Annotated in this window: 12 protein-coding genes; 5 read left to right on the forward strand and 7 right to left on the reverse strand. The window is 71.5% G+C overall.

The window, feature by feature from the left end:
• Positions 1–58 precede the first annotated feature (58 nt).
• Positions 59–1,264 carry an ornithine--oxo-acid transaminase gene (gene rocD, locus PH203_RS21820; protein WP_289922032.1) on the forward strand — a complete coding sequence of 402 codons (1,206 nt, stop codon included), beginning with the start codon at positions 59–61 and terminating at the stop codon, positions 1,262–1,264.
• Between the two features lie 38 nt (positions 1,265–1,302).
• Here the strand turns inward: rocD and PH203_RS21825 are convergent, their stop codons facing one another.
• Together PH203_RS21825 and PH203_RS21830 are read right to left on the reverse strand one after the other, a co-directional pair.
• A complete protein-coding gene (locus PH203_RS21825; RefSeq protein WP_289922033.1) occupies positions 1,303–2,487 on the reverse strand; it encodes a glutathionylspermidine synthase family protein in 1,185 nt (394 codons plus the stop codon).
• 46 nt (positions 2,488–2,533) lie between these two features.
• The gene (locus PH203_RS21830) at positions 2,534–2,893 is read right to left on the reverse strand and encodes a hypothetical protein (protein WP_289922034.1); all 360 of its coding nucleotides are present in this window, start codon (positions 2,891–2,893) and stop codon (positions 2,534–2,536) included.
• Positions 2,894–3,048: 155 nt separating this feature from the next.
• On the opposite strand from PH203_RS21830, the gene PH203_RS21835 reads away from it, so the two are divergent.
• Positions 3,049–3,885, forward strand: a complete 837-nt coding sequence (locus tag PH203_RS21835) for a hypothetical protein (RefSeq protein ID WP_289922458.1) — start codon at positions 3,049–3,051, stop codon at positions 3,883–3,885.
• A 231-nt stretch (positions 3,886–4,116) separates the two neighbouring features.
• Here PH203_RS21835 and PH203_RS21840 read toward each other — a convergent pair whose 3' ends face one another.
• On the reverse strand, positions 4,117–5,502 hold the full coding sequence (locus tag PH203_RS21840; protein ID WP_289922035.1) for a PLP-dependent aminotransferase family protein: 1,386 nt from the start codon (positions 5,500–5,502) through the stop codon (positions 4,117–4,119).
• 47 nt (positions 5,503–5,549) lie between these two features.
• On the opposite strand from PH203_RS21840, the gene PH203_RS21845 reads away from it, so the two are divergent.
• Genes PH203_RS21845 through PH203_RS21855 form a run of 3 tightly spaced genes read left to right on the forward strand, consistent with a single transcriptional unit; the run spans position 5,550 to position 7,245 of the window.
• Positions 5,550–6,059: a carboxymuconolactone decarboxylase family protein gene (locus tag PH203_RS21845; protein WP_289922036.1), complete on the forward strand. Its 510-nt coding sequence runs from the start codon at positions 5,550–5,552 to the stop codon at positions 6,057–6,059.
• Positions 6,056–6,532, forward strand: a complete 477-nt coding sequence (locus tag PH203_RS21850; protein ID WP_289922037.1) for a carboxymuconolactone decarboxylase family protein — start codon at positions 6,056–6,058, stop codon at positions 6,530–6,532. Before PH203_RS21845 ends, PH203_RS21850 begins: the two co-directional genes overlap by 4 nt.
• Positions 6,529–7,245, forward strand: a complete 717-nt coding sequence (locus PH203_RS21855; protein WP_289922038.1) for an isocitrate lyase/phosphoenolpyruvate mutase family protein — start codon at positions 6,529–6,531, stop codon at positions 7,243–7,245. Before PH203_RS21850 ends, PH203_RS21855 begins: the two co-directional genes overlap by 4 nt.
• 72 nt (positions 7,246–7,317) lie before the next feature.
• On the opposite strand, the gene PH203_RS21860 is transcribed toward PH203_RS21855, so the two are convergent.
• The 4 genes from PH203_RS21860 to PH203_RS21875 all read right to left on the reverse strand — a co-directional run bounded on the left by PH203_RS21860 (position 7,318) and on the right by PH203_RS21875 (position 13,001).
• A complete protein-coding gene (locus PH203_RS21860; protein WP_289922039.1) occupies positions 7,318–8,265 on the reverse strand; it encodes an ABC transporter substrate-binding protein in 948 nt (315 codons plus the stop codon).
• A 1-nt stretch (position 8,266) separates the two neighbouring features.
• On the reverse strand, positions 8,267–10,204 hold the full coding sequence (locus tag PH203_RS21865) for an ABC transporter permease subunit (RefSeq protein ID WP_289922040.1): 1,938 nt from the start codon (positions 10,202–10,204) through the stop codon (positions 8,267–8,269).
• Positions 10,204–11,373 carry a glycine betaine/L-proline ABC transporter ATP-binding protein gene (locus PH203_RS21870; RefSeq protein WP_289922459.1) on the reverse strand — a complete coding sequence of 390 codons (1,170 nt, stop codon included), beginning with the start codon at positions 11,371–11,373 and terminating at the stop codon, positions 10,204–10,206. Before PH203_RS21870 ends, PH203_RS21865 begins: the two co-directional genes overlap by 1 nt.
• A gap of 104 nt (positions 11,374–11,477) precedes the next feature.
• The gene (locus PH203_RS21875; RefSeq protein WP_289922041.1) at positions 11,478–13,001 is read right to left on the reverse strand and encodes a GMC oxidoreductase; all 1,524 of its coding nucleotides are present in this window, start codon (positions 12,999–13,001) and stop codon (positions 11,478–11,480) included.
• Positions 13,002–13,059: the final 58 nt, after the last annotated feature.

Below are 13,059 nucleotides of genomic sequence, written 5' to 3' on the forward strand. Positions count from 1 at the left end.
CGTCCACCATGCGAGCGACGATAGGAAGGAGGCCACCTTCACTCTCAGGGAGGATCCCGTGAGTGTCACGGAGAGACTCATCGGCGCGGCCGACGCCCACAGTGCGCACAACTACCACCCGTTGCCCGTGGTCGTGGCGACGGCGGACGGGGCCTGGATGACGGATGTCGAGGGGCGGCGGTATCTGGATCTGCTGGCGGGCTATTCGGCGCTCAACTTCGGGCATCGCAACCGGCGGCTCGTCGAGGCGGCGAAGGCGCAGCTGGACCGGGTGACGCTGACGAGCCGGGCCTTCCATCACGACCGCTTCGCGGCGTTCTGCGAGGAGCTGGCGGCGCTGTGCGGGATGGAGATGGTGCTGCCGATGAACACCGGCGCGGAGGCGGTGGAGACGGCCGTGAAGACGGCCCGGAAGTGGGGCTACCGGGTCAAGGGCGTGCCCGCGGAGATGGCGAAGATCGTGGTCGCGGGGAACAACTTCCACGGCCGTACGACGACGTTGATCAGCTTCTCCACGGATCCGGAGGCGCGGGCGGACTACGGTCCCTACACGCCGGGGTTCCAGATCGTGCCGTACGGGGATCTGACGGCGATGCGTGCGGCGGTCACGGAGAACACGGTCGCCGTGCTGCTCGAGCCGATCCAGGGTGAGGCGGGGGTGCTGGTGCCGCCGGCCGGTTATCTGGCGGCGGTGCGGGAGCTGACGCGCGAGCGGGACGTGCTGTTCGTGGCGGACGAGGTCCAGTCGGGGCTGGGGCGGACGGGCCGTACCTTCGCGTGCGAGCACGAGGGTGTGGTCCCCGACATGTATGTGCTGGGCAAGGCGCTCGGGGGCGGGGTCGTGCCGGTGTCGGCGGTGGTGTCGAGCGCGGCGGTGCTGGGGGTGTTCCGGCCCGGGGAGCACGGGTCGACGTTCGGCGGGAATCCGCTGGCCTGCGCGGTGGCGCTGGAGGTGATCGCGATGCTGCGGACCGGCGAGTTCCAGGAGCGTGCCGCGGAGCTGGGTGAGCATCTGCACCGTGAGCTGGGCACGTTGACCGACACCGGCCGGGTGACAGCGGTGCGGGGGCGCGGGCTGTGGGCGGGGGTGGACATCGCCGCGGTGTACGGGACGGGCCGGGAGGTGTCCGAGAGGCTGATGGACCGGGGGGTACTGGTGAAGGACACGCACGGGGCGACGATCCGGATCGCGCCGCCCCTGGTGATCTCCAAGGAGGACCTCGACTGGGGGCTGGCCCAGTTGCGGGGTGTGCTGCGGGTCTAGCGGGCGGCGGATCCGGCGGGTCGGCGGTTCACATGAGGTCAGAGGATCACGTGTGGCAGGAAGCGGGCGTATTCATCGGTGATCAGACCGGAGGACTCCCGGATGCCGAGCCCCGCCGACTCGTCCTCGACGACCCAGGCGCCGAGGACGACCCGGTTGCCGTCGAAGTCGGGCAGGGGCGCCAACTCCTGGTAGCAGCAGGGCTCTTCGCGTACCACGGGTGCGGCACCCGGCTCATGGACGGTCACGCCCGCGCCCTCGCGGCCGAGCAGCGGCTTGGCGACGTATCCCGTCGCCCGCGCCAACTCCCTTGGCCCGTCCAGGTGGGCGGGGAGGAGGTTGGGGTGGCCCGGGTACAGCTCCCAGAGGACGGCCAGGAGCGCCTTGTTGCTCAGCAGCATCTTCCAGGCGGGTTCGATCCACAGGGTGCTGCCGGTGCCGCCGCCGTTGTCGAGGGTGTCGAGGACGTGGTCGGCGAAGCGGTCGGTGGTCAGCCACTCCCACGGGTAGAGCTTGAAGCAGCTGCGGATGAAGCGGAGTTGCTTGTCGACGAAGCGGCCGGAGAGGCGTTCCCAGCCGATCTCCTCCATGGAGATCCACGCGGTGTCCAGGCCGGCCTGCTCGGCGGTCTCCTGGAGATAGGCGACCGTCATGAGGTCCTCACCGAGTTCGTCGGCCGAGGAGTAGGCGAAGTACAGGGGGCTGCCCGGCGGGAGCAGCGCGGCCTGCTTCTTCCAGGCGGCGATCAGCCGCTCGTGGAGGGAGTTCCACTGATCGGCGCCGGGGAAGCGCTCCTCCATCCAGAACCACTGGGGTGAGGCGGCCTCGACCAGGGAGGTCGGGGTGTCGGCGTTGTACTCCAGGAGCTTGGCCGGGCCGGTGCCGTCGTAGCGCAGGTCGAACCGGCCGTAGACGGAGGGGAGTTCGACGCGACGGCGCCACGCCTCGGCGACCGCGGCCGCGATGCGCGGGTCGGTGATGCCGAGGTCGGCGAAGCGGTCGGTCGTGACGATGTGGTCCGCCGCTCGCAGGCACATGCGGTGGAGTTCCTCGACGACCTCCTCCAGGGCCTCGACCTCGTCGAGGGAGAAGACGTAGTAGGCGCTCTCGTCCCAGTAGGGGCGCAGTGAGTCGTCGGGGTAGCGGGTGAGGGGGTAGATGAGCCCCTGTTCCTCGACGGTCTGCTGCCAGCCGGGGCGGGGCTCGATGGTGCGGCGTTCCATGCCTTCGGTCCCTACGGTCCTTCGGTTCGTGCGGTCCTGTGTCGGCTCAGCCGCCGCCGCTGCCCGAGCTGGAGCAGCCGAAGCCGCCACGGTCCACGGCCTCGCTCTTGCTGAAGGTGCCGTAGTCGGCGCGGCCGCCGCTGACGTCGGAGTCGTAGTACCAGGCGGCGTCGGTGCTCGTGCCGCTCTTCTTCTTGCCGCTCTTGCCGTACGAGGAGGAGGAACCGGAGGAGCTGGAGCTGCAGTTCTTGTCGGCGACGACCTTGTAGCCCTCGTAGGTGTAGCTGTCGCGGTCGACGCAGCGGCGGTCGGGGTCGGAGCTGCAGGACGTCAGCGCTGCCGCGACGACTCCCATGCCACCGAGTACGACGGTGCTCGAACGCAGCCGTCGCTTGGTTTCCGCCATTGCTCTGTCTCCCCGTTGCCCGTTGCCGTCGTCGTTCGCCGTGCGGTGTTCGCCGTGCGGTTGTCCGGCGGTCAGCCTAGAGATCGGTAATAAGCGGCGTGCAGGCACCCTGCCCGTCTGCACCACTCCCCTACAGTCGCTTTGTGCTCTTCGGGATGTTGTGTGCGCTCGGTGCGGCGGTCTGTTTCGGTACGGCGACGGTGTGGCAGGCGGTCGCGGCGCGGGCCGCGGGCACGGCCGGGGGCTCCGGCGGGGAGGCGGCGCTGCTGCTGCGGGCGGTGCGGCAGTGGCGGTATCTGGCGGGGCTGGCGCTGGACGGGCTGGGGTTTCTGCTGCAGGTCGCGGCGTTGCGGTCGGTTCCGATCTACGCGGTCGGGGCGGCGCTGGCGTCGAGCCTGGCCGTGACGGCGGTGGTCGCGGCTCGGCTGCTGCGGGTGCGGTTGAGCGGGGCGGAGTGGGGCGCGGTGGGGGTGGTGTGTGCCGGGCTCGCGATGCTGGGGGCGGCGTCGGGGACGGAAGGGGGCCGGAGCGGGCCGGGGGCGCTGAAATACGTGATGCTCGCTGTCGCCGTCGGGGTGCTGCTGCTCGGGCTCGCCGGAGGGCGACTGCCGGAGCGGGGGCGGGCGCTGCTGCTGGGGCTCGGGGCCGGGTTCGGGTTCGGGGTGGTCGAGGTCGCGGTACGGCTGATCGACTCGCCGGCACTGTCGGATCTGCTCGCGAATCCGGCGTCGTACGCGCTGTTGCTCGGCGGGGGTGCCGCGTTCCTGTGTCTGACGTCGGCGCTGCAGCGGGGGTCGGTGACGACGGCCACCGCGGCGATGGTGATCGGGGAGACGGTCGGGCCCGCGCTGGTGGGGGTGGTGTGGCTCGGGGACCGTACGCGGGAGGGGTGGGGGTGGCTGGCCGTGGCAGGGTTCCTCGTGGCGGTGGCGGGGGCCTTGGGGCTGGCGCGATTCGGGGAGGCGCCGGCGGAGGAGCCGGTCGGGGTGTGACAGCTTCTTCGTAGCCGGCGGAGGAGCCGGTCAGGGTGTGACGGCTTCCTCGTGGCCGACGGCGACCGGCTTCACCTCGCCGCCTCTGCCCACCCCCTCCTAACAGGCCCGCCTCCTCCTGCCCCCTCAAAGTGTCTGCCCTCCCAAAGAGCCCGCTTCCTCAAAGGGCCCGCCCCCGGGCCTCCGTCGGCTCCCGAAGGGCCCCTCCTCGACCGGCGTTCGGGCTGGAAGCTACGGCATCACCCGGCACAGCGCCTCCAGCGCCCCCGCCCAGCCCCGGTCCGACGGTGTCCCGTATCCCACCACCACGGCGTCGAGTTGTTCTGCCACCGCCTCCGGGTGGCGGAAGTAGGACAGGCCGTGGAAGGCGACGCCCTGCCAGGAGGCGGACTGGACGACGGACTGTTCGGTGCCGGGCGGGAGGCGGAGGACGGCGTGGAGGCCGGCGGCGATGCCGGTGACGTGGACGTCGGGGGCGTGGGTGTCGAGGGCGGTGACCAGTTCGTCCCTGCGGCGGCGGTAGCGGAGGCGGGAGGCGCGGACGTGTCGGTCGTAGGCGCCGGTGGCGATGAACTCGGCCAGGGTCAGCTGGTCCAGGACCCCGCAGGTGTCCACCTTGCCCTTCGCCTCCGCCGCCTCCCCGGCCAGGGCCGGCGGGAGGACCATCCAGGCCAACCGCAGGCCGGGGGCCAGGGACTTGCTGGCGGTGCCGATATAGACGACGCGGTCGGGGTCCAGGCCCTGGAGGGCGCCGACGGGCTGGCGGTCGTAGCGGAACTCCCCGTCGTAGTCGTCCTCCAGGACCAGGCCGCCGGTGCGGCGGGCCCAGTCGACGACCGCGGTGCGCCGGTCGCTGGGCAGGGGGACGCCCATGGGGAACTGGTGGGCCGGGGTGAGGAGGACCGCGGAGGCTTCGGCGGGCTCTCCGGGGTGGGTGCCGAGTTCGTCGAAGGGCAGTACCTCGGCGCGCAGGCCTGCCGAGGTCAGCTGTTTCCAGTGCACGTCGAGGCCGTACGACTCCACCGCGACGGAGCGGGCCCCGCGGGCCTTCAGGAGGGTGCCGAGGATGCGCAGGGCGTGGGCGCAGCCCGCGGTGACGAGGATGCGTTCGGGGTCGGTGCGGACGCCACGGGCGCGGGCGAGATAGCCGGCTAGGGCGGTGCGCAGTTCGACACGGCCGCGGGGGTCGCCGTAGCCGAGGGCGTGGTGGGGGGCGGCGAGGAGGGCGCGGCGGGCGGCCTTGAGCCACTCGGTGCGCGGGAAGGAGGCGAGGTCGGGGGTGCCGGGGCGGAAGTCGTGGGCGGGGCGGTGCTGTTCGCGGCGGCCGGGCCCCGCGCCGGTCGGCGGGACCACCGCGCGGTCGGCGACCCGGGTGCCCGAGCCCTGTTTCGCGGTGAGCCAGCCCTCGGCGACCAGGTCGGCGTAGGCGTCGGCGACGGTGTTGCGGGCGATGCCCAGGTCACCGGCGAGGGTGCGGGAGGAGGGCAGCCGGGTGCCGGGGGCGAGGCGGCCGGTGCGGACGGCTTCGCGCAGGGCGTCGGTCAGGCCGCGGCGCAGACCGGGACCGGTGGGTTCCAGGTGCAGGTCGACGCCCAGAGTGGCCCAGGATTTCGGCATGGGAATGGACCATACCGGTGGGCTGCCTCACTCATAGTGTCGATTCCATGACCACGAACACCGATGGCAGCACCGCGACTGTGGAGTACGCCCCTGAACACACCCCCCGGCTGAACTGGGCCGAGCAGGCGCCCGAGGTCTTCAAGGCGATGGTGCGGCTGGACGCCGCCGCGCGGAAGGGCCTCGACCCGACCCTTCTGGAGCTGGTGAAGGTCCGGGCCTCGCAGATCAACCACTGTGCGCTCTGTGTCGACATGCACAGCAAGGAGGCGCTCGCGGCGGGCGAGCGTGTCGAGCGGATCGTGCAGCTGAGCGCGTGGGAGGAGTCGGAGCACTTCTACACGGAGCGGGAGCTCGCGGCCCTGGCGCTGACGGAGGCGGTGACCGTGCTGACGGACGGGTTCGTGCCGGACGAGGTGTACTCGCGGGCCGCCAAGCACTTCGACGAGGCCGAGCTGGCGCAGCTGATCGCCGCGATCGCCGTCATCAACGCATGGAACCGGTTCGGTGTGAGCTGTCGCCTCGTGCCCGGGCACTACCAGCCGGAGCCGCGGTGACGGGGCGTACGCGGCTGCTGGACAAGGCCGTCGGGCAGGCCATGTCCACGCTCAGCGCCGCGTCGAAGAAGGGGCTCGGGGACCCGGCGCTGGCCGAGCTGGTGATGATCAGGGCCTCGCAGATCAACCACTGCGCGTTCTGTCTCGACATGCATCTGACGATCGCCCGCGAACACGGGGTGAGCGAGCGTCAGTTGGATCTACTGGCGGCGTGGGAGGAGGCCGGGGACGTCTACGACGAGCGGGAGCTGGCCGCGCTGGCGCTCACGGAGGCGGTGACCGTGCTGACCGGGGGCACCTCCGGGGCCGGTGGCTTTGGGGGAGGGTTCGTGCCGGACGAGGTGTACTCGCGGGCCGCCAAGCACTTCGACGAGGTCCGGCTCGCCCATCTCGTCGGTCTGATCGTCGCCATCAACAACTGGAACCGCGTGATGGTGAGCCGCCGTATCCCGCCGGGAGGCCACACACCATGAGCAAGGTCGAGATCTTCCGCAAGCTCCACCGCCGCCCGGCGCAGGAGGACCCGCTGGTCCTGCCGGGCCCCTGGGACGCGGCCAGCGCCCGAGTCTTCGCCGACGCCGGTTATCCGGCGCTCGCCACGCCCAGCGCGGGGGTGGCCGCCTCGCTCGGGTACGAGGACGGGGCGACGCCGGCGGAGGAGATGTTCGCGGCGGTCGCGCGGATCGTGCGGGCCGTGGACATACCGGTCTCCGCGGATGTGGAGGACGGGTACGGGCTGGCTCCGAAGGAGCTGGTGGGGCGGCTGCTGGAGGCGGGTGCCGTGGGCTGCAACCTTGAGGACTCCAACGGGGGTGTCCTCAAGGACCCGCGCCAGCACGCCGAATGGCTCGCCGAGGTGCGGTACGAGGCCGGGGACGAGCTCTTCGTCAACGCTCGGATCGACACCTTCGTGCGCGGGGTCACCGATCCCGAACCGGCCATCGAGCGGGCCGCGTTGTACACCGCCGCGGGCGCCGACTGCGTCTATCCGATCGGCGCCCCGGTGGGCGTACTGCCGTTGCTGCGGTCCGGGATCCACGGTCCGGTCAATGTGTTCGCGCTGGTCGGCTCGGGACCGTCCCCCGCCGAACTCGGTCAGCGGGGGGCCACGCGTGTCACCTTCGGGCCGGGGCTGCAGCGACGGTCGACGGCGATCCTCGCGGAGCTGGCGGAGGAGATGAAGTAACGGGCCGAACCGGTTCTCGACCGAGGCGGGTTCCCGGCTGAGGCCGGTTCTCGACCGAGGCCGGTTCCCGGCTCAGGACAGCCACGCCTTCCATGTGGACTCGTGGCTGTCCACCCACTTCTTCGCCGCCTCCTCGGGGGTCAGCTTCTGGTCGGCGATCATCAGGGAGACCTCGTTCTGGTCCGCGGTCGTCCACTTGAACTTCTTCAGGAGCGCGGCCGCCTTGCCGCCGCTCCTGGCGAAGTCGGCGTTGAGGTACTTCTGCAGCGGGGTGTGCGGGTAGGCGCAGGCGACCTTGTCCGGGTCGGCGTCGCAGCCCTCCTGGTAGGCGGGGAGCTTCACCTCGGTCATCGGGACCTTCTCGAACAGCCACTGGGGCGAGTACCAGTAGGTGAGGAAGGGCTTCCTCTCCTTGGCGAACTGCTTGATCTGGGTGATCTGCGCCGCCTCCGAACCGGCGAACACCACCTGGTAGTTCAGCTTCAGGTTGGTCACCAGCGCCTTGTCGTTGGTGACGTAGGAGGGTGAGCCGTCCATCAGCTGACCCTTGCCGCCGCTCTCGGCGGTGCGCATCCGGTCGGCGTACTTGTCGAGGTTCTTCCAGTCGGTGACGTCCGGGTGCTCCTTGGCGAAGTACGTGGGGACGTACCAGCCGATGTGCCCGGTGACGCCGAGGCCGCCGCCGGCCACGATGGTCTTCTTGTCCTGGACGTAGCGCTGTTCCTGGTCGGGGTGGCCCCAGTCCTCCAGGATGGCGTCGACGCGGCCCTGGCTGAGGGCGTCCCAGGCGGGGACCTCGTCGACCTGGACGGTGTCGACGCGGTAGCCGAGTTCATGCTCCAGAAGGTACTGGGCGACGGCCACGTTGGCCTGGGCGCCGACCCAGGACTGCACGGACAGGGTCACCGTCCTGGCGCCCTGGGCGCCCGCGAAGGGTGAGGCCTGCTGGGTCATGTCGGCGGCTCCGCAGCCGGTCAGGAGCACCAGCGAGGCCACGGCAGCGGTCGTACGTACGCGCATGTCACGCTCCCTTCTTCGCGCGGCGTTCCGTCGGCTGGGTCACCCGGTCGAGCATCAGGCCGAGGCAGACGATCGCCGCGCCGGCGACGAGGCCGGTGGCCAGGTCGCCCTGGGCGAGGCCGAAGACGACGTCGTAGCCGAGCGCTCCGCCGCCGACCAGGCCGCCGATGATGACGACGGCGAGGACCAGGACCACGCCCTGGTTGACGGCGAGCAGCAATGCCGGGCGGGCGAGCGGGAGTTGGACCTGGCGGAGCTGCTGGGTGCTCGTGGCGCCGAGAGAGCGGGCGGACTCCAGGGCGGCCGGGTCGACCTGGCGCAGGCCCTGGGCGGTGATGCGGACGACGGCGGGCAGCGCGTAGACGACGGCCGCGGCGACCGCGGGGGCGCGGCCGACGCCGAACAGGGCCACCACCGGGATCAGATAGACGAACTGCGGCATCGTCTGGAAGACGTCCAGGATTGGGCGGAGGGCGCGTTCGAAGCGGTCGCTGCGGGCCGCGGCGATCCCGATGGCGAAGCCCAGGACCAGGGTGACGGCGACGGCCGCCAGGACCTGGGAGAGGGTGTCCAGGGACGGCTCCCAGACGCCGAGCACGCCGATCGCGGCCATGGCGAGGACCGCGGTGAGCGCGGTGCGCCAGGTGCCGATCAGCCAGGCGAGGGCGGCGACCAGGAGCAGCACCGACCACCAGGGCAGCCACTGCAGACCGTCGCGGAGGGGGTCGAGGACCCACGTGGTGAAGTGGGCGGCCCAGTCGGCGGTGCCGCCGATGACGGGGACGCCGGAGTACAGGTGGGCGGTCATCCAGTCGACGGCCCGGTTGACGGGCTCGGCGATCTGCACGACCCAGGCGTCGGGCCAGTCGAGGCGGTTCATGAGGCGTCCGGCGGCGGCGACGGCCAGTGCTGCGACCAGGGCGTACGCCCATCCGGTGCGGCTCGGTCCCTCGGCGCCGTCTCCTGCGGCGGCGGTGACGCGGTCCAGTACGACGGCCAGGAGCACGATCGGGATGCCGGCCGCCAGTGCCGCGCCCACGTCGACCGAGGCGAGGGCCTGGTAGACGCGGTCGCCGAGGCCGCCGGCGCCGATGACCGAGGCGATGACGGCCATCGACAGGGCCATCATGATCGTCTGGTTGAGGCCGAGGAGGAGTTCCTTGCGGGCCAGCGGGACGCGGGCGGTCAGCAGCCGCTGGCGTGCGGTGGCGCCGAGCGAGTCGACCGCTTCCAGGACCTCCTTGTCGGCGCCGCGGAGGCCCAGGGCGGTGAGGCGGGCCATGGGTGGGGCGGCGTAGACGACGGTGGCCAGGACGGCTGCGGGGACGCCGATACCGAAGACGAGGACGACCGGGAGGAGGTAGGCGAAGGCGGGGAGCACCTGCATGGTGTCCAGGACCGGGCGCAGGGCGCGGTCGAGGCGGTCGGAGAGGCCTGCGGCGAGGCCCAGGAGGGCGCCTACGACGACCGAGGCCAGGACGGCGACGACCATCAGGGCGAGGGTCTGCATCGTCGGGACCCACATGCCGAGCAGGCCGCAGGTGAGGAACGCGGCGGCGGTGCCGAGCGCGAGCCTGACGCCGGCTGCTCGCCACGCGACGAGGGCGGCCAGGGCGGTGGTGCCGGCCCAGCCTACGGCCAGAAGAAGCAGGTAGACGGCTCGTACGGAGAGGACGACCGCGTTGCTGATGTGGCCGAAGAAGTAGAGGAACAGGGGGTGGCTGTCCCGGTTGTCGATGATCCAGTCGCTGGTTCTGGTGAGGGGGCCGGAGAGGTCGACGGTCAGGGCGGTGGGCCAGGCGCCGCCCGGCCAGTGGGAGTTGGCGAGGGGGACGAGGATCGCGGCGGCGAGGGCGAGGAGGAGCAGCTTGTGCGTGGCCCGGTGTTTCAGGAATGCGGGCAGCGTGAGGTGGGGGGTGTCAGCGGTGACCGTTGCCATCAGACGGCCTCCGTGTCCGTGCCGGGGGGCGGGGTCGCTGGGGCGGCTGCGGCGGACGGGGAGCTGTCGGCCGCGGTGGCGTGCGGAGTTGTGGCCGCCGGGGTGTGCGGGGCTGTGGCCGCGGCGGCTTGCGGGGCTGCGGTCGCCGCGGTTCCCGCGACCACCCCCAGCAGGGCGTCCGCGTCCACCACCCCCACGCACCGACCCCTGTCCAGCACCCGGGCCGGGGCCCCCGCCCTCGCGACCGCCTCGATGGCTTCGGAGACCGTGGCGTTCAGCGCGACCGCGGGGCCGTTTCCGGGCTCGCCGTCCGACGCGCGCCTCATCGCCGTGCGTACCGTCATCACCTGCTCGCGCGGTACGTCGCGGACGAACTCGCGGACGTAGTCGTCGGCCGGGGAGCCCACGATCTGTTCCGGGGTGCCCAGTTGGACCACTCGGCCGTCGCGCATCAGGGCGATGCGGTCGCCCAGTTTCAGGGCCTCGTTGAGGTCGTGGGTGATGAAGACCATCGTGCGGCCCTCTTCGCGGTGGAGGCGCACGACCTCCTCCTGCATGTCGCGGCGGATCAGAGGGTCGAGCGCGCTGAAGGGCTCGTCGAAGAGGAGGACCTCGGGGTCGGCCGCCAACGCCCGTGCGAGGCCCACCCGTTGGCGCTGGCCGCCCGAGAGCTGGCTCGGCTTGCGCTGCTCCATGCCCTCCAGGCCCACCTTGGCCACCACGTCCGCCGCCCGGGCCCGGCGTTCGGACTTGGCCACGCCCTGGATCTCCAGGCCGTACGCCACGTTGTCGAGGACCGTGCGGTGCGGGAGGAGGCCGAAGTGCTGGAAGACCATGGCGGCGCGGTGGCGGCGGAGTTCGCGGAGGCGGGACCTGTCCATGGCGCGGACGTCCTCGCCGTCGATGGCGATGGTGCCGGCAGTCGGTTCGATGAGGCGGGTCAGGCAGCGCACCAGGGTGGACTTGCCGGAGCCGGACAGGCCCATCACCACGAAGACCTCGCCCTTGCGGACGTCGAAGGAGACGTCACGGACGGCGGCGGTGCAGCCGGTGCGGGCGCGAAGGTCGGCGGCGTCCAGGTCCGCGAGCTCCGCGTCCCCGGGGACCCGGTCCGCCTTCGGGCCGAAGACCTTCCACAGGCCGTCCACCGAGAACACCGGGTTCTCCATCGCCGTGCCCGTACCCGTACCCGTGCCCGCAACCGTGCCCGCAACCGTGCCTGCACCCGCGTCCACACCGGTACTTGTGCTCGTACTCGTACTCGTCGTGCTCATCACGCACCGCCTCCGATCAGGTCCACGGCCCTCTCACCGACCATCAGCACCCCGATCATCGGGTTGACCGCGGTCATCGTCGGGAAGACCGAGGCATCCGCGATCCGGATGCCGTCCAGGCCGCGGATCCGCAACTCCGGGTCCACGACCGCGAGTTCGTCATCCATGGCGCCCATGCGGCAGGTCCCCGCCGGGTGGTACACGGTGTGCGCGACCTTGCGGGCGTACTCGCTCAGCTCCGCGTCACCGGTGACGGCCGGTCCCGGGCACACCTCGCGCTTCAGCCAGCCCGCCAGCGGCTCCGTCCGCGCGATCTCGCGGGCGATGCGGATGCCGTCGACGAGGGTGCGGGCGTCGTAGTCGTCCTCGTCGGTGAAGTAGCGGAAGTCGAGGGCGGGCTTCACGGACGGGTCGGGGCTCGTGAGGTAGAGCCGGCCGCGGCTCTTCGGCTTGGGGATGTTCGGGGTCATCGAGACGCCGTGCGCGGGGCGTTCGTAGCCAAGGCGCTCCGGGTTGTCCGTGAAGGGGACCTGGTAGAAGTGGAACATCAGGTCAGGGCCCGGGTGTTCGGGGTCGCGGCGGACGAACAGGCCGGCGTCGGAGTCCATCGCGGAGTTCTCGGGGATGGGGCCGTGGGTCTCCCAGACGATCACCGACTCGGGGTGGTCGAGGAGGTTCTCGCCGACGCCGGGCAGGTCGTGGACGACGGGTATGCCGAGGGCTTCGAGGTCGGCGCGCGGGCCGATGCCCGAGTGCAGCAGCAGACGCGGTGAGTCGACCGCGCCCGCGCACAGCACCACCTCGCGACGGGCCCGTACGACGAACTCCTCGCCGTCCGCGGCACGTACGTGCACGCCTCGCGCGCGCGTGCCGTCCAGGTCCAGCCGGTACGCCCAGGTCTCCAGCAGGATCGTCAGGTTGGGGCGTTCGTCCATCACCGGGTGGAGATACGCCACGGACGCCGAGGAGCGCTTGTTGTTCTCCGGGTGGTAGGCGAGGTCGAAGAAGCCGACGCCGTCGTCGAACGGCTTGCGGTTGAAGCCCTCGACGCACGGGACGCCCGTCGCCTCCTGGGCCGCTTCCACGAAGTCGCGGGCGATGGCGTTCCGGTCCTTCTCGTCGACCGGGACGATGTTGTTGAGCAGGCGCGCGTAGTACGCCTCCATCGGGACCGCGCCCCAGCCCTTGGCGCCGTTCGCCTCCCACTCGTCGAAGTCGGAGGGCAGCGGCTTGAAGGCGATCAGCGTGTTGTGGGAGGAGCAGCCGCCGAGGACGCGGGCCCGGCTGTGCCGGATGTGGGAGTTGCCGCGGGGCTGTTCGACCGTCGGGTAGTCGTAGTCGAGGTCGCCGCCGAGGAGGCCCATCCAGCGGCGCAGGGTCAGGACGTCGTCGCGGTCCACGTCGCTGGGGCCGCCCTCGATGACGGCGACGGTGACGTCGGGGTTCTCGGTGAGGCGGGAGGCTATGACGGAGCCCGCGGTGCCGCCGCCGATGACGACGTAGTCGTATTCGTGCTCGTGCATGGGGGTGGTACTCCAAGGACTTGCGATGAGCGGTGAGCGGTGAGCGATAAGCGGTGGG

This window comes from Streptomyces sp. S.PB5 (assembly GCF_030403745.1).
GTDB lineage: Bacteria > Actinomycetota > Actinomycetes > Streptomycetales > Streptomycetaceae > Streptomyces.

Excerpts from the sequence above, each read along its gene's own strand:
- PH203_RS21825 (WP_289922033.1), bottom strand. The coding sequence starts at position 2,487 with ATGGAACGCCGCACCATCGAGCCCCGCCCCGGCTGGCAGCAGACCGTC.
- PH203_RS21830 (WP_289922034.1), bottom strand. The coding sequence starts at position 2,893 with ATGGCGGAAACCAAGCGACGGCTGCGTTCGAGCACCGTCGTACTCGGT.
- PH203_RS21835 (WP_289922458.1), top strand. The coding sequence starts at position 3,049 with ATGTTGTGTGCGCTCGGTGCGGCGGTCTGTTTCGGTACGGCGACGGTG.
- PH203_RS21840 (WP_289922035.1), bottom strand. The coding sequence starts at position 5,502 with ATGCCGAAATCCTGGGCCACTCTGGGCGTCGACCTGCACCTGGAACCC.
- PH203_RS21845 (WP_289922036.1), top strand. The coding sequence starts at position 5,550 with ATGACCACGAACACCGATGGCAGCACCGCGACTGTGGAGTACGCCCCT.
- PH203_RS21855 (WP_289922038.1), top strand. The coding sequence starts at position 6,529 with ATGAGCAAGGTCGAGATCTTCCGCAAGCTCCACCGCCGCCCGGCGCAG.
- PH203_RS21860 (WP_289922039.1), bottom strand. The coding sequence starts at position 8,265 with ATGCGCGTACGTACGACCGCTGCCGTGGCCTCGCTGGTGCTCCTGACC.
- PH203_RS21865 (WP_289922040.1), bottom strand. The coding sequence starts at position 10,204 with ATGGCAACGGTCACCGCTGACACCCCCCACCTCACGCTGCCCGCATTC.
- PH203_RS21870 (WP_289922459.1), bottom strand. The coding sequence starts at position 11,373 with ATGGAGAACCCGGTGTTCTCGGTGGACGGCCTGTGGAAGGTCTTCGGC.
- PH203_RS21875 (WP_289922041.1), bottom strand. The coding sequence starts at position 13,001 with ATGCACGAGCACGAATACGACTACGTCGTCATCGGCGGCGGCACCGCG.